At 48.5% G+C, this 24,776-nt stretch carries 27 protein-coding genes; all 27 read right to left on the reverse strand.

All coding sequences use genetic code 11. The features are described from left to right. Positions 1-41: 41 nt before the first annotated feature. The 27 genes from B3N34_RS07650 to B3N34_RS07780 all read right to left on the reverse strand — a co-directional run bounded on the left by B3N34_RS07650 (position 42) and on the right by B3N34_RS07780 (position 24,739). A complete protein-coding gene (locus tag B3N34_RS07650) occupies positions 42-599 on the reverse strand; it encodes a TIGR01440 family protein (RefSeq protein ID WP_286976482.1) in 558 nt (185 codons plus the stop codon). A gap of 22 nt (positions 600-621) precedes the next feature. Then, positions 622-1,755, reverse strand: a complete 1,134-nt coding sequence (locus B3N34_RS07655; protein ID WP_286976485.1) for an ATP-NAD kinase family protein — start codon at positions 1,753-1,755, stop codon at positions 622-624. A 223-nt stretch (positions 1,756-1,978) separates the two neighbouring features. Beyond that, entirely contained in the window at positions 1,979-3,076 is a 1,098-nt protein-coding gene (locus tag B3N34_RS07660; protein ID WP_213699090.1) for a glycerol dehydrogenase, read from the reverse strand. Between the two features lie 30 nt (positions 3,077-3,106). Then, complete coding sequence (locus B3N34_RS07665) at positions 3,107-3,655, reverse strand: BMC domain-containing protein (RefSeq protein WP_213699091.1); 549 nt, start codon at positions 3,653-3,655, stop codon at positions 3,107-3,109. Positions 3,656-3,668: 13 nt separating this feature from the next. Beyond that, entirely contained in the window at positions 3,669-4,991 is a 1,323-nt protein-coding gene (locus tag B3N34_RS07670) for a 4Fe-4S dicluster domain-containing protein (RefSeq protein WP_286976491.1), read from the reverse strand. A 13-nt stretch (positions 4,992-5,004) separates the two neighbouring features. Then, positions 5,005-6,393, reverse strand: coding sequence for an aldehyde dehydrogenase family protein (locus B3N34_RS07675; protein ID WP_213699093.1), 1,389 nt, complete (start codon positions 6,391-6,393; stop codon positions 5,005-5,007). Positions 6,394-6,404: 11 nt separating this feature from the next. Then, complete coding sequence (locus B3N34_RS07680; RefSeq protein ID WP_213699094.1) at positions 6,405-7,358, reverse strand: cob(I)yrinic acid a,c-diamide adenosyltransferase; 954 nt, start codon at positions 7,356-7,358, stop codon at positions 6,405-6,407. Between the two features lie 21 nt (positions 7,359-7,379). Then, entirely contained in the window at positions 7,380-7,676 is a 297-nt protein-coding gene (locus B3N34_RS07685) for a EutN/CcmL family microcompartment protein (RefSeq protein WP_213699143.1), read from the reverse strand. Further along, entirely contained in the window at positions 7,673-7,990 is a 318-nt protein-coding gene (locus B3N34_RS07690) for a hypothetical protein (protein WP_286976496.1), read from the reverse strand. Before B3N34_RS07690 ends, B3N34_RS07685 begins: the two co-directional genes overlap by 4 nt. A 2-nt stretch (positions 7,991-7,992) precedes the next feature. After that, positions 7,993-8,649 carry a hypothetical protein gene (locus B3N34_RS07695; RefSeq protein WP_286976499.1) on the reverse strand — a complete coding sequence of 219 codons (657 nt, stop codon included), beginning with the start codon at positions 8,647-8,649 and terminating at the stop codon, positions 7,993-7,995. Continuing rightward, the gene (eutJ, locus tag B3N34_RS07700) at positions 8,630-9,529 is read right to left on the reverse strand and encodes an ethanolamine utilization protein EutJ (protein ID WP_286976501.1); all 900 of its coding nucleotides are present in this window, start codon (positions 9,527-9,529) and stop codon (positions 8,630-8,632) included. Before eutJ ends, B3N34_RS07695 begins: the two co-directional genes overlap by 20 nt. Continuing rightward, a complete protein-coding gene (locus B3N34_RS07705; RefSeq protein WP_091461700.1) occupies positions 9,526-10,155 on the reverse strand; it encodes a PduL/EutD family phosphate acyltransferase in 630 nt (209 codons plus the stop codon). The genes eutJ and B3N34_RS07705 overlap by 4 nt, the downstream gene beginning before the upstream one ends. A gap of 49 nt (positions 10,156-10,204) precedes the next feature. Then, positions 10,205-10,519 carry a BMC domain-containing protein gene (locus tag B3N34_RS07710; protein WP_091461701.1) on the reverse strand — a complete coding sequence of 105 codons (315 nt, stop codon included), beginning with the start codon at positions 10,517-10,519 and terminating at the stop codon, positions 10,205-10,207. Further along, a complete protein-coding gene (locus B3N34_RS07715) occupies positions 10,485-11,084 on the reverse strand; it encodes a BMC domain-containing protein (protein WP_286976508.1) in 600 nt (199 codons plus the stop codon). The genes B3N34_RS07710 and B3N34_RS07715 overlap by 35 nt, the downstream gene beginning before the upstream one ends. A gap of 18 nt (positions 11,085-11,102) precedes the next feature. Then, positions 11,103-11,564, reverse strand: a complete 462-nt coding sequence (locus B3N34_RS07720; protein ID WP_286976509.1) for a glycerol dehydratase reactivase beta/small subunit family protein — start codon at positions 11,562-11,564, stop codon at positions 11,103-11,105. Then, the gene (locus B3N34_RS07725) at positions 11,561-13,396 is read right to left on the reverse strand and encodes a diol dehydratase reactivase subunit alpha (protein ID WP_286976512.1); all 1,836 of its coding nucleotides are present in this window, start codon (positions 13,394-13,396) and stop codon (positions 11,561-11,563) included. Before B3N34_RS07725 ends, B3N34_RS07720 begins: the two co-directional genes overlap by 4 nt. Before the next feature lie 27 nt (positions 13,397-13,423). After that, the gene (locus B3N34_RS07730; RefSeq protein ID WP_286976737.1) at positions 13,424-13,957 is read right to left on the reverse strand and encodes a diol dehydratase small subunit; all 534 of its coding nucleotides are present in this window, start codon (positions 13,955-13,957) and stop codon (positions 13,424-13,426) included. A 24-nt stretch (positions 13,958-13,981) separates the two neighbouring features. After that, positions 13,982-14,641 carry a propanediol/glycerol family dehydratase medium subunit gene (locus B3N34_RS07735; RefSeq protein WP_286976513.1) on the reverse strand — a complete coding sequence of 220 codons (660 nt, stop codon included), beginning with the start codon at positions 14,639-14,641 and terminating at the stop codon, positions 13,982-13,984. A 13-nt stretch (positions 14,642-14,654) separates the two neighbouring features. Then, on the reverse strand, positions 14,655-16,325 hold the full coding sequence (locus tag B3N34_RS07740; protein WP_286976516.1) for a propanediol/glycerol family dehydratase large subunit: 1,671 nt from the start codon (positions 16,323-16,325) through the stop codon (positions 14,655-14,657). Positions 16,326-16,355: 30 nt separating this feature from the next. Then, a complete protein-coding gene (pduB, locus tag B3N34_RS07745; protein ID WP_286976518.1) occupies positions 16,356-17,180 on the reverse strand; it encodes a propanediol utilization microcompartment protein PduB in 825 nt (274 codons plus the stop codon). A 23-nt stretch (positions 17,181-17,203) separates the two neighbouring features. Next, a complete protein-coding gene (locus B3N34_RS07750) occupies positions 17,204-17,482 on the reverse strand; it encodes a BMC domain-containing protein (protein WP_009201841.1) in 279 nt (92 codons plus the stop codon). Continuing rightward, entirely contained in the window at positions 17,479-17,931 is a 453-nt protein-coding gene (locus tag B3N34_RS07755) for a EutP/PduV family microcompartment system protein (protein ID WP_286976522.1), read from the reverse strand. Before B3N34_RS07755 ends, B3N34_RS07750 begins: the two co-directional genes overlap by 4 nt. Next, positions 17,931-18,275: a BMC domain-containing protein gene (locus B3N34_RS07760; RefSeq protein ID WP_040348279.1), complete on the reverse strand. Its 345-nt coding sequence runs from the start codon at positions 18,273-18,275 to the stop codon at positions 17,931-17,933. The genes B3N34_RS07755 and B3N34_RS07760 overlap by 1 nt, the downstream gene beginning before the upstream one ends. Positions 18,276-18,471: 196 nt before the next feature. Next, entirely contained in the window at positions 18,472-20,067 is a 1,596-nt protein-coding gene (locus B3N34_RS07765; RefSeq protein WP_286976524.1) for a helix-turn-helix domain-containing protein, read from the reverse strand. A 3-nt stretch (positions 20,068-20,070) separates the two neighbouring features. Beyond that, positions 20,071-21,279 (reverse strand): sensor histidine kinase, encoded by a 1,209-nt coding sequence (locus tag B3N34_RS07770; protein WP_286976527.1) that lies wholly within the window; start codon positions 21,277-21,279, stop codon positions 20,071-20,073. Positions 21,280-21,557: 278 nt separating this feature from the next. Beyond that, positions 21,558-22,970 (reverse strand): C69 family dipeptidase, encoded by a 1,413-nt coding sequence (locus tag B3N34_RS07775; protein WP_286976529.1) that lies wholly within the window; start codon positions 22,968-22,970, stop codon positions 21,558-21,560. Positions 22,971-23,197: 227 nt separating this feature from the next. Continuing rightward, complete coding sequence (locus B3N34_RS07780; RefSeq protein ID WP_286976532.1) at positions 23,198-24,739, reverse strand: FGGY-family carbohydrate kinase; 1,542 nt, start codon at positions 24,737-24,739, stop codon at positions 23,198-23,200. Positions 24,740-24,776: the final 37 nt, after the last annotated feature.

Here is a 24,776-nt window from a genome sequence, read left to right on the forward strand (position 1 = left end):
AGCGACATCCAGGTTGGCTTTTGCTTTTGGTATTGATGAGATCATTTTTTGTAGTAAGAGGGATATTGAGCCCTCTCTCCTCCAATTAATTTCGGTCTCGTTCTTGCCATGACCAGGTTGGCAGCGCCAATCTTTTTAATCTCGCTCCTGACCGGGACAGCAACATGTTTGAGATGCATTCCTATCATTGTATCTCCAATGTCGATTCCCGCATGACCCCTTATGCCTTCAACTACCCTTGGGTCTTCGAATTCTCCGTAAGCCGTCACCGCCAGGGCACCACCGGCTTTGAGGTGGGGCAGGACGGTAACAATCTCGAGCTGATATTTCTCAGCGCACTCTCCCTCTACGACAAGAGATCTATTCAAATGCTCACAACACTGCACTGCGAGGTATAAATCAAATTTCCTGACAAGAGGCCTAATGCCGTCCATAACAGCCTTGGCAATCTCAAGATTCGATGCCGAACCTATCTTTTTTCCCAAAATCTCGCTGGTACTGCATCCAACGACGAGTATGTCCTTTGATTTAAGCTCGCTAATGGACAAAAGTTCTGACAGTGCCCTGTGTAGGGATGACGTTATTTCACTTAACTCCACGCCAAAACCTCCTCCCTTAAATTTAAGCTGAGACTTTCATAATGCGTTGCTCGAGATATCCCGTAACCACTCTAATATATCCGCAGAGTGCCCGATCCAGCTCTTCGTCTCCCGTGTCGACCAGAAGGGGATTATGGCCTAAGGCCGATACCTTGTTGCGCGTCGAAATTACGATGAGGTTGTCAAGGCCGACCTTTCTTATAACCTTTGGACTGATCTGTTGATTGCCCCTTCCAAATATATATCCCTGTCCCCCAATTATCGTGACGACTATAAAGGCTTCTTTGGCATCCGATAAAATTTCGAGCAACTTTTCTTCGTCGGCATCGAAGGCTACAAGTCGCTTGCCCTTGGCGACGTCAACACCAAGCAACGTGTAGCCTTCTCCCAACTTCTCTTTAATGGCCCTCGTTGTTGTGCCGGGGCCCAAAATGTAAAGGGCATCCTTGTGCTTCTCCATATGATCCAAAATGTAATAGGATATTCCCTCCAGGTCCATCGTGTCAGAAGCTGCTTGCCCCGCCTTCTTGCTTTGAACGAAAGTCCTCTCGTGAGGAATGAACAAATATCCGTAAAGGGCAGCACTAACCCGGCCTTTGCGGAAGGCCTCTTCGTCTATATCCATGACTTCCGCTTCCTTTACATCCTTTGTCTTTCCCTGCAAATAAAGGAGAGCAAGCTCGCCCGCTCTCCTTGGATTTATAGCGAATACTCCGGAATGGATTTTAACGCCCGCCGGAATTCCCAAAACAGGTTGCCTTTTTTCTTTTATAGCCGAATATATGTCTCTGGCAGTTCCGTCTCCGCCCGCGAACAATAAAAGTTCAACGCCGTAATCTGCTATTTCTCTTGCCGCCTTCTTTGTGTCTTCCGAGGTCGTATCTCCCGGGGTAATCTTGCCTATAACGGTAGGGTTAAAACCTGCATCTTTTGCCTCGATCTCGCCCATCTCTCCAGCGTATGTGACTATCTCTATTTCGTTTTTTAAGGGGGCTAGCCGGAGGAGCGCTTCTACGGCCTTTTTGGGCGCCTCAGCTATCGCCCCCCTTTCCCTGCAGATCCTCAAGACCTCCTCGCCGTCGGTACCTTTTAACCCCAATCTGCCTCCCATGCCGGCAATGGGATTGACCACAAGCCCCAGTCGATGACGAATCATTAATAAACCCCCTAACGATGATACAGCAGAAATAAGTCATTCACACAGTAGAAAACCGACAGATAACCTTTGTTCATTATACAACATTAACTATCTTTCAACATCACAAATATGGTTTAGCTTATTAAAATAGTTTTAAGTACAGGCTCGATGTACGGACAAAAAATGGTCCCCGCTTACAAATTTCATTGCGGGGACCGACTAGCTATGTCATTTAAGTATCTTACTCTTCCAAGAAGGCCCTTCCCAATGCATCGGCGCCAAGCATGGCATTTACGACCATATCGGGGGTCACTTTGAACGGCATATTTGCCATCGTGGTGCCTTCCGCACAGGCAGCTTCAGCAGCCGGGAACAATTTCTCGTAGCTTACCTCCTTAAGTCCAAGCTGCTTTAGTGTTACCGGAAGACCAATTGAGCATGCGAAATCCAGCACCTCATATATGGTGTCAGGATCTGCGTCCTGAAGCACCAACTGCGTCAACGTGCCAAAGGATACCTTCTCCCCATGATAGGCTTTATGCGTCTCTTCTAGGACTGTCATGCCATCGTGGACCGCATGAGCGGCGGCAAGCCCGCTGCTTTCAAACCCCAAGCCGGAAAGCAGGGTATTGGCTTCGACGATCTTTTCCAATGCAGGAGTCACGGCATGGGCTTCGCAGGCGATCTTGGCATCCAAGCCGTATTCCAATAACAATTCATAACAGAGTTTAGCCAAGGCCAGTGCTGCGGCAGTCCCCTCGCCTCCTGGCATGTTGGGGGCCTTCGTGAAGCTGCACGCTTCTGCCTCAAACCACGTAGCTAAGGCGTCTCCCATGCCGGATACGAGCAACCTGGTTGGAGCTTTAGCAATTATATTGGTATCCACCAACACCAAATTGGGATTATGAGGAAGGACGAAATACCTTTCAAATACGCCTTCAGGTGTATAGATGACGGCCAGCGCACTGCAAGGAGCGTCCGTTGCTGCTATGGTGGGTATTGAGGCCACGGGGACCTTCATGTACTCGGCAACGGCCTTGGCGGTATCGAGCGCCTTTCCTCCGCCAACGCCAACTATAACGTCAGCACCGCTTTGTTTGGCAATCGCCGTTAACCTGTCAATTTCCTGGTCGCAGCATTCCCCGCCAAAGTGCTCTTCAAAATATTCTATGCCGCTTTCGGAAAAACTTTTCTTCATGGCATCCCTAACGGAATCTAGCCCTCGTTTTCCACCAAGCACCAGTGCCTTTTTGCCCAGCAATGCTACGTGCTTTCCGACCTCGTTCATTGCCCCTGCCCCCTGGACATACCTGCCCGGGGCTATCATTATCCTGGTCATTCCAATTCCTCCTTATAAGTTTAAAATAGGTTACAAAACTGCACCCTTCAGATCGGGATGGGGATTGGGGATAAAAGAGGTATCCACAAGCAAACCCTTGCTTGCGACCAACTCTTTGGCGACAGTAAGGGCCATCTTGACCTCAGAAATATCTCCTCCCATGGAGAAGAAGGACTTAGCCCCCATGCCCCTTCCCAACCTGATCTCTATCAAAACTACCTTAGCAGCCTTGGCAGCTGCATCTGCTGCCTCTATGATACAGGGAGCAGCCAACGCTTCTACCACACCCAATGCTCCCATATCGCCCACCTCTGTAGTGCATGCCAGGGCAGGAAAGACGGAAGGGTGAACGTTTGGAAGCAGCATCTCGTCTGTCAACATCTCCTCCGCCACTTGCTTTCCTGCGTTTAAGGCGTTTCTGACGGCACCCACCTGTCCCCATACCACGATCAGGTATTTCCCGGGGCATATTGGCGAGGCATGAAAAAGTTTCACGTTTGCAGCCTTAAGCATCGCGTCTACTGTTGCCACACCCCTGGCTACGCTAATAAGCTCGAAAGTTCCTATAGCCCTTTCCATGACAACCATCCCCCTACAGGCTTGAAGCCCTAATTGCAATATATTCCGAGGTTATCTCCTCGACCAAGCCGCTGATAGAGGCATGGACGTTAGCTCCCAAGGCATTATCCGGCAGCTTGGCTATCAAATCTCCCTCCTGAACCTCATCGTGCAACGACACGACGGGAACAGACGGTGCACCGGTATGTTGTTTAAGAGGTATTATCACCCTTTCAGCCACAAACTCGCCGTTAAAGGGAGGATGTACGTCGTATGTGTCCAAACCCAGACGCGACATCAACCTCTTGGTCGGGACCAACCTGAAGGGCCTTTCTGCTCTAGGATATATCGCCTTTTTCTCGAACTGTGGCTTTACCCCCTGTTGCCTCATGGCTCCCTTTATCACCTGATTTACCCGCCTTGGGGAAAGGTGCATGGGACATGCATAAAGGCCGCTGCACAAATTGCATTCCGAACAAAGCATGGCCGACTGGACTATTTCAGGCAATCTCATGGATTCATAAGCCATGGCCTGCATAATCTTATGAGGACGAAGGTCGTAGCCTATAAGATAGCGAGAACAAACCATGGTACATTCGTTACATTGGCAACAGGCCACACGAGCCTGCCTAAGCATTACGCTGACCGGCATGTTCTCGTACCTTGCAAAGGCGGAGTTTGATGGCAGTACCAATATGGCCTTTGTCATCTTGGTGACGGGGAAATTTGCATCTTTGTGATATTGCCCCATCATTGGGCCACCGTCCACAAACACGGGCTCATCAATGGTCGGTCCCCCGGCAGCCTCGACCAACTTTGAGGCCTCCACTCCAAGGGGGACGCTCCATACACCTGGAGAACTGACCGCTCCTCCGACCTGAACGAAGCTATGAGTTACGGGTTTTCCCTCTAAAGCCCGACCTATATTGTAAAGCGTCTCTACGTTGTTTACGATGGCGCCCACATGGAGGGGCAAGCCACCCTCAGGGACAATACGGCCAACGCACTCGTGAAGCAGGATAACCTCATCTCCGGCCGGGTAGTAATCGCCTAAAACGCATACATCGCCTCCTGCAGCCTGCAAGGCGCTTATGCAGTCGCCATGTTTTTGTTTTACCCCAAAAACGACCTTACACCCCATGGCAGACGATATAGCCTGAGATGCAGCTATCAAATAGGAGGCCCAACTTAACATCAAGGTCTGATCTACGTAAAGGAGCGGCTCGCATTCAGCGCCGTTTATGACATAGGTATCTATACCTGTAGCCTGAAGCTTCACATGGGTGGGGAATCCCGCTCCTCCAGCTCCCACAACACCTGCATGTCTTACAAGCTCTGTCAATTCATCCTTAGTCATAGGTTTCGCCTGCCTAAACTATGCGAAACGCTCCGTGAAGGACGCAACGGCGCAGCCTGCAGAAGGACAGCGGCGTAGTCGGGCCATCTCCGGTGGTCGTTCCTATGGTAAATGCCGTGGGGCAGTCACCTCCAACGCCTATAGATGCAAATGAGGGTGCATTTTTGACGAACATCGACGTCTCCATTGCCTTTGCCATGTCGCTCATGTTGTCTATGTTGGAGCTGTGGATTATGGCAGAATGCTTGAAGCCGTGTTCTACGCGCTTTGCCATGGCCAGTCCCTCTTTGAAATCGGCAACCCTTACCATGGCAAGTATCGGCATCATGAGCTCTTCCTGGACGAAGGGATGTCTTTCGTCACATTCGACTAATATAAGCCGCACATTGGGAGGAGGGGTAATGCCCAACTTTTCCAGGTATACTGAGGCATTTTTGCCAACCATATCCTTTTTTATCTTGTGATCCTTTGTCAACACCAGGTCGACCAAAGCATCTATCTTCGATCGATCCTTTAATTCGTACGCCCCGTTATGGCACATTAGATCTTTCAGCTCGTCGGCGATACAATTGACGGCTATCAGTTCCTTTTCCGCGATGCATGGAAGGTTGTTGTCAAAGGAAGCACCTGCGATTACGTCCTTGGCAGCTTTTTCGAGATGCGCCGTCTCGTCGACCAGGACCGGAGGGTTGCCGGGGCCTGCTCCTATGGCAGGCTTGCCTGAAGAAAGGGCTGCCTTTACCACTCCGGGGCCTCCTGTGGCCGATATCAGCTTAATGTCCGGATGGGACATTAACTCCTTTAAGCTATCCAGCGACGCATCGCTTAACGTCGATACCACCTCGACTGGCGCCCCCTCCTCGGCCAAAATGTCTCTGATCAGCTCTACGGTTCTTAAGGTACAACGCAATGCACCTGGGTGGGGTGAGAATACTACCCCGTTGCCTCCCGACAACATGCAGATAGTATTGTTTATTACGGTAGCGACCGGATTGGTGGAGGGCGTTATCGAGGCTATAACTCCAAAGGGAGCCAGCTCTTCCAGTATAAGGCCATTGTCGCCTGATATTGCCCTGGTAGTGAAGTATTCAGGCCCCGGCGTCTTGGTAATTGCAAGTTTCTTCTTTAATATTTTATCGTCTAGACGACCCATATTAGTATCGTCTCGCGCAATTTTGGCCAATTCCTCAGCATGGGGCAAGAGTTTTGATTTTAAGGCTGAAATTACCCTCGTTCGACTTTCCAGGTTGAAATCCCACTGCCAGGCCCTCTGAGCTTTGACTGCAGCTTCAACGATCTGGTTTACAGAGGTGGGAGGTTTTGCCTCTTCGCGAGCTAGCTCGCTGGCAACTCTTGCCACAATTTTTTTAACGAGATCATCGACTTCGATTGTCGTGTTCATGTAAACCCCTCCTAGCTCTCCCACGCCTTTACCATGGCTTCAGCCACGATCGTGTCCTCTTTGACTGATCCTCCGCTTACCCCAACGGCTCCAACTATTTCTTCGCCATTTTTTAGCAACAAGCCGCCGCCAAATACTACGAGCTCAGGGTCATTCTGAAGTCCGTACAATTCTTTACCCGGTTGCACCAATTCAGCCAAATTGCCCGTCGGCATCTTAAGTTTTATGGCGGTGGAAGCCTTCTTTGGGGCAAGGCCTAAGCTGACTTGAAGCACTCCCTCCATCCTTTCAAAAGCCACTAGAAGGCCGAAGGCATCACACACTGCCATCGCCATGGGGACGCCTATCTCGTTGGCTTTATTACGCCCTGCATTCATCAGCTTACGCGCCACATCCGCATTTAAAGGTTTTGAACCCATATCCGCCTGTTGTCCCATTTTTAACACCACCTTTTTTGTGACTCTGTTTATAACGCTTTCCCAATGTGCCGAGATAGCAAGAGCATATATATAATCAGAAAGGCGGTTCAAATACATATAAGTCTCGCTGTCTATTAAATTCAATTCCAAGGCCTGCAGCCCTACCCTTTCCGCCCTCCTAGCAAAGGACCTCGCAAGGTGAAGCGTCGAACTTACCTCGTCGTCACCTGGGAGCACGAACTGATTAAAAAAGGGATACTCACTTATGAGGAGATCGATGCGTTTTTCTAGTTCCTGGGGTGAAGGTTTTTGCCTTTGGGCTTGCCCGCGCGCTATGTAAGCCATGACCAATATTAGCTCCGACTGAAGCTCACAAATCCAGCCTGAAACCTTAGGCATGGCCTTAGATCGCGCAATTCCCAAAGCGCAGGTCACTTCATCCAAGGTGCCGTTTAAGATGATCCTTGGATCGTCTTTTCTGACCTTGGTACCATCGTAGAGAGACGTTTCTCCCAAGTCGCCCCTTTTGGTATATATTCTCACCATAACCCTCTACGGCTCCTGCACCTATTCGTCGTAAAACACGTCAACGGTATCGATAATTCCCACGATGGCGTAGTCAATTGGAGCATCTATTACTCCGGTAGCATTTCTGGCCGAGCTGCCCGAACAGAGAAGGACCGTCTCTCCCACACCTGCGCCCACAAGATCAACGGAAACTTCGACGCGACCGTTGCTACGGGCAATCGCAAGTTTTCCATCCTTTGTCGGTTCCAGAAATTGAACAAGCAGCAATTTATGGCCTACAAGCCTTTCATCTTTACGGGTCGAAACAATTTGACCTATCACCTTGCCCAGCTTCACAGCAATTTACCCCCACTCTTTAAAGCTTCAAGAGCCCTTTCCACTTCGCCCACAGACCCGACAATAGCTACAGCCGGCATGTGCTGAGGACAATTTCCCATTACCTCAAATGCCTCTACTGAAGCGATGTCAGTAGCTATATCTACAGCAGCTATCGTCTGTGCTATCATTCCCTGCAATAGTAAAACTGCGCCCCACTTCACTCTGTTGAGCAGCTCCTTTTGATCAACAGGCATACTTTTCATAATTCGGTTCATCAAAATCCTCTTACATGAAGGGGAGGGTGCAATTATGAGCTCCCATTGAAGGGCCATCGTCATCTCTCCTCCACTTTAATTCCGAGAGACCGGAGTCTGTCCAAAGCCTCATCGGTCAAACGAGCCTTCTTGCCCAAAAGCACTCTACAAACGCCTGACAGACGATCTGCTATTTCACACCAACTTATCCAGCCTTCCTCTTCGACATACAAGGTTTTGCTGACCGTGCCTTCTTTTGTAACGAATTCATCGCCAGCAATTACAGCTATGCCCTTTTTGGAAAGTTTCAATAAAATATCTTCAAAGGTGCCTTTCTTCGCCGCAGTCGTTTCCGGATGACACTTGACGGCGCCAACATGGAGCACGATCGGCATGCCCTTTTCAAGGCAACCATCGACGAGCAACCCGGCAGCAGAATAGGGGATTCCCAAATATATTTCGGAAATCAGCTGCATGGAGGCCATCGGTATCGCCAAGGCCGATAACGTAGCAGATTCACGCCGCGGGTCTTCCAGGGATTCCACGAAATAACGGGGATTATTGTCGACTTTAAATGCCTCGGAAAAATTCTTTGGCACATAATGCACCCATGTCACCTCGTCACATGATTGCCATTGATACATTTTGGGTCCTTCCGAAGACCATAGAACCCCTACCCTGGGCATAAATACCCTTTTCATCACGATATCGCGTACGTTACTTACAATATCCCCCATGACATCGCCTCCACAGGCATTCAGCAATTCCGCTAGGGGTCACAACCAATGGATATGGAGCCAAGGTAGCCTCAACTCCCAATACCTTAGATATAACTTCCGAGGCACCTTGCATATTTGCTCCACCGCCAACGACTACGACCGGCACTCTCCCGAGAAAGCCGCTTTTGGTAAGATGGTCCTTTGCAATCAAACCCATCTTTTCAAATACGGGACGGACTATATTAAAGACTTTTTTGTGGGAATTTACGTCACGTTTTAATCTTTCGGCTTCGTCGAATGATATGCCCAAAGCGCCGGCAATAACTAACGTTACATGGGTACCCCCTGTTGGCTCGTCAGCAGAATACACCACTTCATCATCTGAAATCACAGCTATGCCCGTCGTGCCTCCGCCTATATCTATTATTGCTCCCCTTTTTAAACCCAAAGCTACCGCCGCAACCACGGGTTCCTCGTAGAGGCCGAGGCATGAAAATCCCAAGGCCTCTACCACATTAGCACACACTTCGGCAGTCCTTCTGGAAATCCCCGGCGGGTAGGCCGATGCGCCCACTCCGGGAAATTCATCGACTCCCAAACGCTCTCTCAATGTCATCAGGCAATGTTCCATGCCATCGATGGCGGCGATATAATCCACTATTACGCCATCGCGTATGGAAGAACGGGAGTCGTATAAAGCAGCGGTAACAGGCTGACCCTGCTCATTCAATGCGACAAGCTTCATGTTAGTGGTGCCCAGATCGAAGCCGAGGTAAAGCTCCTCCCAATCTGCCAAAGGCTCGCTGCCGCCGAAGGCTTGATCGATAGATGCAAGCTTACCTAGGACATTTTCGTCGATTAAATCACCATGCAAGACGCTTTGATTTCCGTAAGTCATACCAAAACCCTCACGTAATCGCCTGTTTTCAAGCCACAGGCATTTGCCTCATCTATGTCCACATGAAACTCGCTCACCATATTTGGACCTACTCTAACCCACACCCTTTTGAAAATAAGCCCCCGATCTCCCCCCACCTCCACGTCTACCTCCAGGCCGTCTTTTAGGCCAAGGGTTTCTGCTTCTGAGGGAGAAAGGTGCATATGACGCCAAGCCATGCCTACGCCTTTCTTTAAAACTATGTGCCCATTTGGTCCGATTACGACAAGGGGAGGGCAGGGTTGAGATGACCCGCTCTTAACCAGAGGTATGTCGATATGCAACTTTCTAGCATCCGAAGGCGCCATCTCAACCTGCGTGTTTTTCCTGGTAGGCCCCAAAATGCGGACGTTTTCCAATACCCCGCCCGCTGTGGCCAAAGTAACCGTCTCCTTACATGCATATTGCCCCGGCTGACGAAGATCGCGGACTTTGGTCAACATATAATCTTCACCAAACAAGATCTTGACATCCACTTCCGTAAGATGAATATGACGATTGCTAACTCCGGCTACAACCTGCGTCGGATCCGAGTCAAGCCTGTCCAATAATCTACGGACAACCTCCCTCACCAGAGCCTCATCCATAATTAACACATCCTCTTAGATAGCATTTTCTCTTTGCAAAGCAATCGAACTAATCCCTTTGCACATCAACTGGCTCGGTCTTGGGAGCCTCTTCATGGGGTAATATGCCCTCGGTATCTGTATGCGGTCTTGGGATGACATGGGACGACACGACTTCTCCCACTCTCGATGCAGCGGCCACTCCTGCATCGACAGCTGCTTTTACCGCTCCAACGTCACCTCTTACCATGACGGTCACCAATCCAGCTCCTGAAAACCTCTGTCCCGCCAAATGGACATTTGCAGCTTTTACCATGGCATCCGCTGCCTCTATAGCACCGATAAGCCCTCTAGTTTCGATCATTCCCAGGGCTTCCTGAGTCATGAGCTTCCCCTCCCTTGTTATTTACATTTACGTTTCGACTGCCCCTTTTCTGCGTCTTCTTCGAACTTGTTTTGCTTGATCTCTTCCTTCTGTCCTGCTCCGGTTTTATAAAATCTTCTTCAACTTCGGTAGCTTCGGCTTTTAATTCTTCATCATGCTTCGGAGGTGTATTCCGATCTGCTTCGTCCTCAGTCTCTCTTTCATCTGAAACGATTGGCTCACTCTTTTCCGCCTTTTTGCTAGGAAGAAGCGAATCAAGCCACTCCTCTGACCCCAAGGTCGCTTTGTTATAAGCCAATGTCTCGCCAATTCCTCGTCCGGGCCTTGGGATAACATCAATTGACCATACTCGATTGACCCCTTCGGAGGCAGCTTTAGCGGCAGATAGGGCAGCTTTCACTGCACTTACGTCTCCTGCAATTTTTACTGTCATCATGCCGCCTTGAGAATTTTCTCGTCCTATCAGGGTAATATTTGCGGCCTTTAAAGCAGCATCTGCAGCAGCTACGGCAGCCACCAACCCTATTGTCTCTATGAACCCCAAGGCTAACTTAATATCCTGCACACTGGGGATCCCCCTTTCCTAAGCCAAACCCATTTGTCGCAAAACTTTAGCGATTACTGCAGCAACCTCTTGTTCGCTCGCTTGTCCGCGGGCCTTACCCTTATTGAAAGTGCCCTTGGCTAATTGGGGCATTGGGGGCAGGGGAAGGCCTTTGACCAAACGTGCTGCTGCCTGCCCCAACCAACGAAGCGCTCCTCCGTCCTCGTGATAAATCAATGGCTTCCCCGGATCGAGATTTGCTAAGGTTAAGGCACACCCTTCTTGAGTAACGCCTATTCCGACCCGCAAACGGGATCGATTTGCTGCTTCCCATGCGAGCTTTTTGGCATCTCCCTCCATGACATCCCATGCCAGAGGAACCCCCTCTTCCTCGGCACCGATACCCACCTCGCCGGCAATAGACCTGGAGGACTCGTCAAGCAACAGCAAAATCGTGGGTCGTTCCTCTTTCATCTCGCCCAATCTACCGCACCAAGTCATAAAGCCTTCCTCCCAGCGCTCGATAGAACAAGACCGGTCGCCACAGCATTGCGCGGCCCTAAACTACCCCTGATATTCCCTCTCCCGGCAACGACGGAATACTTGGCCAATTCTTCCGTGATCATGCTTGGAATTTCGAAATCCAGAGCAGAACCTCCGACGAGCACCACAAAATCTATGAGACGTATATTTTGTGCCGGGGCGACACGCTTTAAAGCCCTTAAAGCATTTGTCACGAAGACCTCTTTCTTTGCCTTCCTCCTTACATCCCTGATCTTTTCGATAGATGTATCCAACAAAATCGGACTTAAAAAGTCCTCTTTTATCATCAAGGCAACTCTACCGAATAGCTCGGGAGCCAGAGGCTTTTCAAAAAACCTCACCGTTCCATCCTCGAGGCGGACGTGGAAAACGCTTTCGACCTTGCATAGAGGATGTTCTTTAATGTTCTCGACTAACTCCATATCATCTATGCCCAATTCGCTGGAAATTATGGTGTTAACCATGTTACCCGCGCCCGCCAGATGAATGAGTTCTACCTGACTATTAGAGCGGAGCAGTGAGGCATCGGTGCTGCCAGCACCCAAATCCAAGACCGCCAGAGGAGCATCCGTTCCGGGAGTGGTCAATGCTCCCAAAACTGCCATTTCGGCCTCAACCCCTCCGATTTCGACTTTTACGCCCATATCGGACTCTATTGCAGAGGCCAATTTTTGCATTGGCAGTTCCTGGGCTTCTACCATTACGGCCAAAGCCACTCCGGTTTCCATTGCAAATTCCTCTGCCAAGCCTCCCACGACTCTCTGGGGAACCATTGTATCGACTGCCAATAGATCTTTGATGTGTATCTCCCCCAGAGGCAAACCCGTCAATTCCGACATGGTCTTACGAACCCGCTCCATCATTCCCCCAACGTTGGTGCCTGGTTGGCCAAAAATATCAGTAATGGGCCAATTAGCATCAACAATTTCCATGATCGCCTTGGCGCCTTCGTCAATGTTGATGCTCCTCTTGCCCGTTGGGCCTAGGATATACAGCTCTCCGGCTGGAATACGCCTTTCCTTCACCTCGCCCAAGGGTGTCCGTATCACAACGGCTGACCTGTTGCCTATTAGGGCCTTGGCAACGGGAACGATCTGACGAGTTTCATCGGAAGACAAACCAAAAATAGTTGCAATACCGTAAGGATTGGACAAAAGTTCCACAGATCTTCCCGGAGGAGCTACCTCCACACAGCACTGCATGCCCAAAGGAACACGATCGATTGCCTTGACTTCGTCGACAATAGGAATAGTTTTATTGATCCGGTTTGCTATAAGCACTCCGTCGTCTGACTGGCAAATAACCCCATTGACGGCTATTCCACGAGATAAGGCTAGATTGATCATGTTTGCAGCCTCTTCAAAACTAACGCTTTCTGGAATGACAACTACCACAGGATCTTCAGGCTTCGTCTTTCCGAGATCGTAAATCGATATCGTCCTTCCAACGCCAATCCCAACTCCGCCCGGCGTCGATGGATTATGACCGATCATCGTTGACTCGGTAATGATTGTTTCGGTAATAGTCTCCATTGCAACGTCTCCGATCACAGGAGCTGCCTTGTTCAATCGAATTATGTCGATCCTTTTGAAATCTTCATGTGGCCATCCCGCTTGCTCCAGAGCAAGAGACAGAGCTCGGCGAACGCCGGTTACGTTCTGCAATGTTCCCTTTATTCCCGTAGTATAGGCAGTAGAGGAAGAGATGAAGTCCACCGAGCCATCTTCCACTCGCGCAAGGGCCACTTCAGTAGTAGCATTTCCTATGTCAACGCCAGCAATAATAGGCACTGAAGACCCTCCTTTTTAACTGTGCCGCTATTCCGGTATATCGCCACGTAAAAGTTTGCGTCGCTCGTAAACAGAGACCGCTTCTCTAACGAAGGTGGCACATGCCGTTGCGTTATATTTGTTCTCAAGCTCATCGGCAATTGCCATGAGTTCTTCCTTGGTCGATCTATGTGGTCTTAGAGCGTTATAGATCTCCAACACCCTTTCATCGGGCACTTTCGTCAATTCGGCAGCTCTTCTTAAATTTGATGCCACCTGACGCCTTCCGGCCGACTCTGCTATTTCCGCCTGCATCAACAAGGCTTCCGGAGCAATTCGAAAGTCCTCAAAGGTAGCCCTGCCCTGCAAGACAGCATCTAAGGTGAGTTCGCTAAAGGCATTTCCCCTTGGACTCTTTATGGTGTCGGGCTTTTTGGAACCTAAGGGATAATCCTTTACGGAAAGGCTCCCTTTCTGTCCCGTGCTTTCTTTTGGAGTGGGGGGCTTTCCTTCTCCTCCCGAAGAACTCATACCCTTTAAGACCTCTTTTACCAGTTCAGCTATCATTTCTTCATTAAGCATTTGAGCCAACTTTAACGCCCCCTCTTATTCGAAACGAACTTCAAGCTCCATCGGTGACTTGGAGCGGTCTAAATAGCGCACTTCTTTATTGTGTAATAGTGCTGCAATACCCTGATAACGAGGACGAGCCATGGGATCGTTTCTTGTCGGCACCGGAGTGGGATGTTCCCCTTTAGCATATTTCGCCGCATTGCGGCCTATTGCCCTGAAAACTTCGGCATCGAGAAGGGGTGCCTGGGGAAAAAGTTCTAAATTGTTCAGTGGGTTAAGATCCCGTTGATGTATGACCGTCGTGCCCCTGGACAATATACCGATACCTATGCCCGAACCGGACAACTTAGCGCCCTGGTGAGCTATGAACCCCACATCGGCAGTGTGATATACGCGCACAAGTCTTGGTTTAAGACCTTCTTCTTCAATACCTGCAAAGACCTGCCTCAAAACCTCGCTATGAGGGACTCCCACTATCGTTTCGGTAAACACGGTTCCAAAGGCCGGAGGGATGGCAACTACCACTTCCTTTGGATCGGTCCCCTTCTTAGCCACACCAACCTCCACTAAAGTCATTTTCCCTCCCCTTTGAGGCAGGGTGGCCGTGGGGGAAGACGTCTTGGCCTGCTCTCCCATTACTTCTTGTAAAACTTCCGCTATTACCTTTTTAATCAATTCTTCGTTGACCTGCATTGTCTTCCCCTCCCTATACGTCCTCGGGCCTTATCGCCCAGGGGATTTCCTTTATTTCCTTCCAACGCTCTTCCGATATCCTGTAGCCCGTGCCGGGGCCCTGGTAATCGTTGGGGTCGTTGACGGCACTGTAAACTGTACCATCGCTGTCTATCCATGCAGATGTCTGCAAATAGTCTCCGGAAACCCGCTGGCGCATCATCATTACGATAGCTTCAGCTATATCTCTGAAACCCCTTTGAGCTAGTATTTTGACAATGTCAATGCCGTTTATACCCTCGTTCAAAAGCCTTTCCGCCGCCCTCAAGTCCTCAGTCACGTTTCTGTCAGGCAAATCTTTGCTGCCGTTAGCATAAGTTGCAGCTTCGACTTCGGCATCGGTTATGGGCGGAAATCCCAGCGCATCGTAAACGGCCTGGAGCGCTCTTGCCGCCTTATTGCGGACAGCGACTACTTCTTCTTCGGAGACAGGCTTATTACCGCCGTCGACCTTGAAATCACGCTGAATAGCCAAATAATCGTCCATATCCTCAATATCCCAGTTGGAACCGGCAAACATGTTGTCGTAATTGGGTACGCCTGAATAACCGGAGAAGATGAGATCTGTCCCGGAGAAAAGCTGAGGTATGGTGCGTGCAGTTCGCCTCAAGTCCGAATGCGAGAAGGTCTGGTCGTTACCTGAAGCAACTTCCATATCAAGCGTAACGGTAATCAAGTTTTCTGCCGCAACGGCCCTTAAGCCGCTTGGAACGGCTCCGGGAACTCCTATGCAGGAGATGGAGCCATTCTGCAGACCCTGCACTCCGGCGCCTTTGGTTATCATAACGCACCTGGTTTCAAGATATAGCATGCTTTTCCCCTCGGCTGCACCCATCTGAACCTCTGAACCGGTGCCGCTGGTGAAGCGCATTTTCAGCCCTCGACTTGCATAGGCAGATGCCAAAAAAGCTTTAGACCAAGGCGTATCGTCCCCGTCTATAAACACGCTTTCGGTGCCATATACGGATACCGTTTCAGCGTAACTCGTAAGCCCTCTCATTCCTATCTGTAGTTCGAAGGCCTCTTCAAGAGCGCATTGGGTGAGTACCCCTGGCCTGCCGGTCTGAGAACCTATCAGCAATGAGAGCGCGTTTAAAGGAGCATATCGATTCACGCCCACCGTTGTTTCCAGTTCCACAAATCCCCTCAGAGCTCCTTCAGCGGCATCGGCAGCAAGCTGGACAGGATGATCCTTTGCGCTCGTGATGTGAGCCTGGTTTGCAGGAGTCTTGCGGGATCTCATTTTGGATATGCCCATCATTATTTCGACGATGTTCAAACAGTCCATTACGTTGTTTATCTTGGCCGGCGTCAAACCCTGAAAGATCTTTGTGACTTCATTTCTCGATACATTGGGATCCACCAACATCTTCGCCAGTTCTAGATCACTTTTTGCCATGGCTTGCGGAGCTATCTCGATATCGATAGCATAATTAGCAATGAACTGTTCTATCATGTCGAAGTCATCGCGTTTTTTGCCATCCATTTCGGTAATTTTGCCGTTTTCGATCTTTATTGACGGAACTGGGTCCTTGGGGCTTCCCATTGCATAAAGTCCTACATCCACCCATTCGGCAATAAAACCGTCTTTATGTACCGGCCTATTGTTCAGTACTTCAAATCTTTTGCTCTTCTTCTCAGCCAATTTGTTCGCCCCCTCCGTATTCGACAATCCCTAAATGTAAGGGGTCGTAGCCGATTTGGGCTCGGCACCCATTGCGCCAAGCAGCTTTTTGCCTATCATTCTTGCCGCTATCAAAGCCTGCCTAACGGCGCCGGAATCACCCGTGAAGGTTATAACCACTTCGTTAGTAAGGGATAATCCTTTTGTAGGCGACAAGTAATCGATCAAATCAACTTCAGCGGCCTTCAAAGCCGCATCACTCATGACGAAACCAATGCCTGCAGGAGCTCCCACTATTAATCCGAAGGCCTTTCCGACAGGCGCGTTGAAGGCTTTATTGCAGGCATAGCTGGCCCTGGCAGTATATTGAAATTCAAGATGTCCTGCGTCATTCGCATAAACATCTCCGAAGGTGCGGCGCAAGTCCTTCAAAGCCACCTCAATGGCTCTTCTTGCATCGGATACGTCCTCCGCCCCGAAAATTATCAACGATCCGTGACCGGCTCCACCTTTGGTATCCCTGGGAAGCTCTATGGACACTATCTCGGTATTGGTAGCTTTTACCGCCTCATCGGCAGCCATTATTTGAGGCCCTGCACCTGTTCTGCCCGAAAAGATCCCCACGGATCTGAACTTTTTGTCTATGCCCAACTTTTCGTGAAGCATAGGCTCAACGTTGGCCACGACCAGGCCGATGGTGTCGCCCTCGGAGATGCCGACGTACTCGGTAACGCCAACGACGCTCTGTACGCTCACATTTGGCGTTTCACACTTCTCCTTTTCTTGCGCAGCCTTCTCGGGGGTTACGACAGTGCTGCCGCTTCCGAGGCGTTTCATAACTTCGTCCATGACCTTTTGCATGATATCCTGTTCCATCAATCACACCTCCACAAGCTGGCTTAGCCCAGTTTAGGCAAAAGCTTCTCGGTATCGCTGTGTGGCCTTGGAATGACGTGAACCGAAACTATCTCGCCTACACGTTTCGCCGAGGCCGCTCCCGCATCAACCGCTGCCTTCACCGCTCCAACGTCACCGCGAACCATTACGGTAACCAGGCCCGAGCCAATTTTCTCGTAGCCGATAAGCCTGACGTTCGCTGCTTTGACCATTGCATCGGCAGCCTCGATGGCTCCGACCAGTCCCTTTGTTTCGATCATACCCAACGCTTCTCCATTCACGGTCTTACACACCTCCTGATGAACTTTTCAATTTTTTGCTTTAAAGCAGCTATCCCTTCTCCTGTTAAGGCAGAGACGCAAACCACCTCCTCAACTCCCGCTTCCGCCAAAAACTTTTTTGCAATTTTTATCCGATCTTCATCGACTAAATCCACTTTGCTTATAACCCCGATGACCTTAGACCTCAGAGACTTAGTAAAACGGGAGGGAAACTGTCTTAAATTTGTGGGGTCAATTAAAAGGAGTATTATTTGTGAACGCGAAGAAACCGTAATTAATGCATGATAAAAACGAGGTAGATCAAAAAATTCACCGGGCGTATCAATTGCCTTCCCGGAAAACTGAAAAAAGGGCGTTTTGCGAAGGGGCCCTTCATCTTCCAGCAACTTTAAGGCCTTCAACAGCGTTGTCTTGCCGGCACCTGACGGCCCGATAACCATGACACACATTATGTAAAGGTGACCTCGGCAGGAAAAAACCCAAGCGCATCCTTGAGGGAATTAACAGCTGTGCTTAGGGCATTTTCCACGGAGGCAACTTCGCCCGTAAGGATGACACAACCAGTAAATCTATCCACAAACTCCACGTTTACGGCAGAGGATTTACTCGCTATGTCGGCGGCTATTATGGCACCCTCGCCGGGGGTAATTGTCATGATGCCTATCGCTCCAGCCCTGTCGATACCCACTTTCTGACAAAGGTCTCCCTTTGGATTTCTTATAATATGCGCCAAAGTGACTTGTTTGCCGGGGACATATTCTTGGATAACTCTTAAACGTTCGCTACCCTCCACTTGAGCACCCCCTATACCATGTATTAGTAAACTAGAAAAGCAATAATATTGCATTAAAAGCAAATAGCTCATTTTTGATCAAATTTTTTGTTCGCGCATACGACAAAGGACCTGAGAAGCTCTTCCTCAGGTCCTTTTACTAAACTTTTGTTTTCTTGCTCATATTTCTATTACTGAAAAAACAATTCATCCGGTATCAGGTGCCATCTTTTAAAAAGGGGAGTGATTTCTTGTATTCACTTGGGGGATAACCAACCATTTCCTTAAAGAGGGTGCTGAAATAAGCGATATTTTCATATCCCACAGCAGAAGCTGTCTCGGTGACATTATATCCCATTGCAAGTAATTTCTTGGCGCGTTCTATGCGCTTTTCTTTTATGACATCAATAAACCTCTTGTTCAAGACCCTTCCGAACATCCTGCTCAAATGGCTAGGGCTAACATAGACGTGTTGGGCAACTTTGGATAAATTAGCCTCGCCCAAATTTTCCTCAATGTACGTTAAGGCCTTTTGAATCAATGCCAATTCCGGATCTTTTACGCTCTGCCTGACCCTCCACGCCTCTTCGAGGGAGATAAAAAACATGTTTTTTAGGTCGACGAGGCTCCTGACCGGTATCATCATATCCCTAACCTGCCTTCTGGCCCAAGTCTTGATAGCCTCTTCGTCGCATTTCAGATCTAAAAGCAACTGACATATTTGACCTAAATAACCTCCAAACAGCAGTCTTACCACTTCTACGTTGGACCTTGTTACATCACATTGAGATAAAAGAGAGAACAGCCTGTTGACTCCCTCGTTTACAAGTTGCAATTGCCCATCTCGTATACCTTCTAAAACGACCGAAAACGATTCGTTGAAATCAATTTGGTCGGCATCCGTTCTTACCTTTTCCACTTTGGGCTTCAGTTGCCCATATATGAAGTTCCCGAAACCCTCTAAAATGCTTTCTTCCAACGTCTCTTCCAAACTGGGAAGAATCTCCGAAATTTCGTTTAAATCTCTGATTTTTCCCATATAAACGACATTGCAATGGATATCGTTTTGTAAAGCCATGTCGAAAACTTTAGACGCAACTGTCTCAGGACTTTCCAAGGGAGCATTAAAAAATATGAGAGTTATGTAATGAACCCAGGGTACCAAAAAAACAGACTCCCCCAAGGTTCTTTGAAGTTCACCCAAAAGGGTCAGCTGAGGCCACTGGTTCTCCTCTACATCTGATGTACCCAAAGCTACTACTCCAAAGACATGCAACTCCCTTGTAGGTAAAAATCCTACTTCCCTAGCCACGTTTTTGAGCCCCTCGGTAATTTCTTCGCCGTAAATTATGCTCTGGATCATCAGGGATGCCACGAAGTTCTTGTTATCCAATATAAACTTTTTCAGCCTCAAGAGCTGTTGGGACGCTCTGTTGGCTTCCTTTATTTCATCTATCGCTTTGCCTATGGCATCGCAAAGAGCTTCATCCTTGATCGGTTTTACCAAAAAAGCATTTACGTTTAGCCCTACAGCCTGCCGGGCGTATTCGAAAAAATCGTAGGCAGTCACGATTATAACCTTGCCCTGAAAACCTTCGCTTCGCAGCTTTCCCAGCGATGTTAAAGTGTTTCCGCCGGGAACCTTTATATCGAGCAAAACCACGTCAGGATTCCACGAACGGACCTTATTTTCAAAATCCACCGTATTAGAAGCCTCGTCCAATTCCAAGTAGACAGGAAAAGATTTGAGCCTTTCGACCAGTGCGCGTCTTTCCAGCGGTTCATCCTCAACGACGAGTATTTTCCTGGACATGACCTAATCCTCCACAGATGGCAAGCTTAGGCTTACTTTCGTACCGACTTCCGGTTCGCTCCATATATCGAATAATGCGTCTCTTCCGTAATGCAATTTAAGCCTCTCTTTAACATGGGAAATACCCACGCCCTCGGATATTTCGTCCAAGGAACAACCGACTCCGTTGTCCTCTATGGTGATCTCCAGTTTCTTATTCTCAATCTTGCCGCTTATGCAAACCAGTCCCGGTTTGAGAGAAGGCTCGATCCCATGAACAACGGCATTTTCAACAATTGGTTGAAGTATTAAAAAGGGAATCTTGCACGACAAAGCCACGGGCTCTATGTCTAAAATATATGAAAAACGATCGCCAAATCTGACCTTTTGTATGGCTAAATACTGTTTCAGGCACTCGATCTCGCTTGCAAGGGGGACCATTTCTTCCCTGGATTGCCTTCTCAGTATATATCTTAAATAGTCAGCGAATTGGATAGTAAGTTCTTGTGTTTGAGAAGCTCCTTCGAACATTGCCAAACGAGACATGATATTTAAAGTATTAAACATAAAATGAGGGTTTAACTGGTTTTGGAGGACCTTGAGCTGAGTCATTTTCAAGTTCCTTTCAAGCATCTCCTTGTCGCGCTGAGCTGTGACCAACTCCATAGTTCTGTGCAGCAGCTTGCTTTCTATCAAATGGCGCTCGCATAACTCTACGACGTGAGAAGCCATGACATTTAAAAGATTCATGGCATTCATTACGGTTGACTCGTCTACAACGGGAAGAGCCAAAAAATCATTGACCCAATCGTCCAATTCATCGGCGCTACATGGCCAAAGGGGGGCTATTTCGCTGCGAACCTCCTCCTCTGTATAGGGCCTGAGTAACACCTGGCCACACAATAACGTGCCCACCAATCTACCTTCGATCATGAGCGGACTTGCCATATCGATCAATCCGCAATGGCATCGATAAACCAGAGGACCTCCCGAATCTAGGGCATGTCGACCTCCCCAAGCATCGCTTTTTTCACAACCGCACCTACCTTCGGGGTGAGAGCGAAGCCTCCGGCAAAAGGCACAAAAATTGCTGGGTATTGTCAACGCAGTTCCGTCAGTAGCAGCTATCACGGCACCAACATGCATAGCCGCGGCAAATCTGTCTACCAGATCTTTGAGTTTTTCCAGCTCGACTATCTCATTCCACCATTCATAGGAACCATAACTCGCCATCTTATCGTCTCTCTAGAAATCGCTAACATTATCTTAATTGCCGTATTTAATTATAACTTATCATTTTCCTCTTCCAAAAGTTCTTTTCTACAATGACAGTGCCAAATTCCTGTAAGATTCTAGAAACACGCCCCATAACGTATCCAAAGGACTTGGTCTGCCCTTGTTTGGTTTTCTCTATAGCCAAATATCCTTCTCTACAATTAACCTCCAAAAGCCTCCTAAGCGCTTTTTAGAACGATTTTATGTCTTTTAACATTTATCCGCAAGCCATGATATCATGACGAAAAATCATGTAGCAGTTTTTCCAATACACTTACCACTCGCTTCACACATTGTGCAGTAAACTGATCAAAGACCTCGGCCCTCTTATTCTTGTCGTTGCCACCAATTCGTTGTGCTCTTTCAATTATTTCGGGTACTTCCTGCTCAAAAGAAGACTCTAGTTCGTCGAAATACGATCGCACAACAGGATTTCTTTCGTCGTAATATCCTGGCAAGCTCGCTATTGGATCTCCTTTAGTAAGGTCCATCAACCTTCTAAAAAGCCACCAATAGGACTTAGGGGAAAAACTGTCTTCGGTCGCACTGACAGGAGGAGTTAATACCTTTCCAAAAGAACCTGCCTCACTTACAATTTCTGACAACGCCGATCCGTCCACGAAAAAGGGGACATAACAGCTATTGCAGGGAGGTCCCGGAGCCCACCAAAAAACAGGAATATCATCGTCATTTTTAGGAAGCACAGCAATACAGGAACTTGAAGTATTGCCCCACGTAAATCCAGAAGGGGAAACATGCATACATATACTCTGGAAATCTGGATCAGCTGCGTCAAAATATGGACCTTCTAAAAATGTTCCCTCATAGTGATCTCTCGCTATTGTCTTCATGACAGATAAATCGATCCCGCCATAACTCTGTTTAAGTATATCTCTGCTTCTTTGTGCTCTAATGTGTGAAACCTGTCTCGAATTCATATCATCGATATACGCCCTGGCAAAATCAAAAGATCCTCTTAACTTTTCAGGCCACCACTTCATCATAATAGCATAGTCCACGATATCAGATGAGCCTGCATCCCAATGATTTCTTATCGATGGCTCATTAGATATCGAAGCAATCCCGCCAATAACCCTTCTGGCCACCCATCTTTTGCCGACTGTCTCTACAATCCACGCTTCTTTTCTATCTGCAACTATGTAGGAATTATCATAACCTCCCTGAACATGATCCTGGGAAGGAACGCCGGAACCGAACTGGCCATGCTCTTCCACCAATTTTCCTATCACATAAATAGCATCTTCTGCACTTTTAGCCCTTTCTAATGCTAAACGTACAATGTCCATCCCCGTCAAACCAAGATCGGGCCCTTTGTCAATCTGGTACTTTTTAGCTGAATCCCTAAACCCTTTAGTAAATATGGCCTCATTGCCAATCACAACACCATACTCGTTTATCCCCTCTTCATATCCCCAACACCAATAAGGGCTCGAGCCCAAGGTTGCGAGGGTCATATTAACCTGTGGAATTGAAATATATTCTAATTGTATGGCGCTACCCCTTGGCCACTCACGGCTAGAATGAAGAACTAGGGGTTGACAATCGAAAAAAGGACGGTCGCTGTTTTTCCCAAATATTACGCTGCCTGAAGCTGTTGCATCTCTTAAAGCCACCCAAGTATCACACACGGTTATCTCTCCTCTCTATTGGTCTAACTTTTATATACAAAAAGGTATCGAATGGTAAGAATGTCGACAAAACCCCCTTAAAACGAACTCCCATAGCATCACAGAACCTCACCGCGGGCAATATTTCAAGCAGTATGAAAACACTCCGATGGCAAGAGCTCTAACACCATCTTAAGGAAAGGCACTTGAGATATCCCCTTTTGTCCCTTTGACAAATAATTTCAAGGTTAGAAACGTTGTGTTAGTATGTCTTGCAAAAGATCCCAATCGTCCCACACGTGTTCATACAACCGTCGATACAACGTATAAAAGGCCCTTGCCCGTTTCGTCTTCTCCACATCTGGCTGGTATTGTCTTTCTAATTGGACTGTCTTATTGACGGCATCTTCAATATCTTTGTATAAACCGACAGCTATCCCTGCTACTAAGGCCGTACCCTTGGCACCGAACTCGGAACCTTTGGGCACTTCCAGGGGAAGCCCGATCATATCAGATAGAAGCTGACACCAAAAGTCACTTTGGGCACCGCCCCCCGATATCCTTACGCGATTTACCTTCATGGGGATGTATTGATAACAGTCCATCATTGAAAATCCCACGCCCTCATATACCGCTCTTACAAGATTATCTCTATTGTGAGTAGCGGTGATCCCGAAAAACTGAGCTCTGGCAGTGGGCTTGACAAAGGGGGCTCTTTCGCCGCTAGCGCTAAGATAGGGATGATATACCACTCCTCCGGCTCCTATCTCAAGCTTTTTCACGTGCTCTTCTATCACATCGTAGAAGGACATACCTCTTTCTGCGGCTTCCTCTTCGTAGGGCCTCCCCACCTGCGCCAAAATCCAATCGAGGTTGGGCGTCCCCATCATGACTCCCATGGCCCTCACCCACAGTCCGAGAAACCCGTGACACATTGTAAATCCGACATTCATCGGCTCTATATAAGGACCATCCATTACGACCTCGTTAAAGCATGTGGTACCAATTATGGAGCAGGCATCACCAGAGTGTATGGCACCCACGCCGGTAGCCGTGGCGATCACATCGAAGGGTCCTCCTATTACCGGTATGCCCGACGGAAGACCTAGAAGCAAAGCCGCCTTTTGGCTAAGGGGTGCATGATTTTCAAGGGGAGCTTTTACAGTGGGAAGTAAATATTCATACTTTAAGGTCCCGTACATCTTCAACAGTTCTTCTGAATATCTGCGTTTAGCTATATCGAAATGAGGAACACATCCGTCGGTCTCATCTGTAGTGATTTCACCGGTTAATTTGTACTTTAGCCAATCCTTGCAGTACAAGGCCCATCGCGATCTTGTCAAAGACTCCGGTTCGTTTTCGTCGAGCCATTTAATTATTGCAGCCTGAACCCCAGAAAAAAGAACGGAGCCCAAAATCTTATAGGCCTTATCGCTTATGCCCTCCGCTTGCCATCTTGCAATTAAATCTCCCGCTCTTCCATCTGACCATAAAATGGCAGGACGCACCGGATTGCCCTTTTCGTCAATGAGCCAACACCCATCTCCTTGTCCAGTCACTCCTATGGCGCATATCTCCTTGCCGGTGACGCCGCTTTTTGTGACGGCCTCTTTAATAGTTTTGACTACGGCTTCCCATACTTCGTTCATATCCTGTTCGTCCCAATTTGGCCTTGGGTTTAACACAGCAGTCCTTTGCCTGGCCACTGCCAGCTCATTGCCCTCGTCGTCAAAAACCACGCTTTTGACCATAGATGTACCAGCATCGATCCCTATCAAAAACTTTTTCATCCCTATCCCTCCTCACTGGGTTTTCACTAAAGACCAA

The organism is Acetomicrobium sp. UBA5826, assembly GCF_002433005.1.
Classification (GTDB): Bacteria; Synergistota; Synergistia; order Synergistales; family Acetomicrobiaceae; genus Acetomicrobium.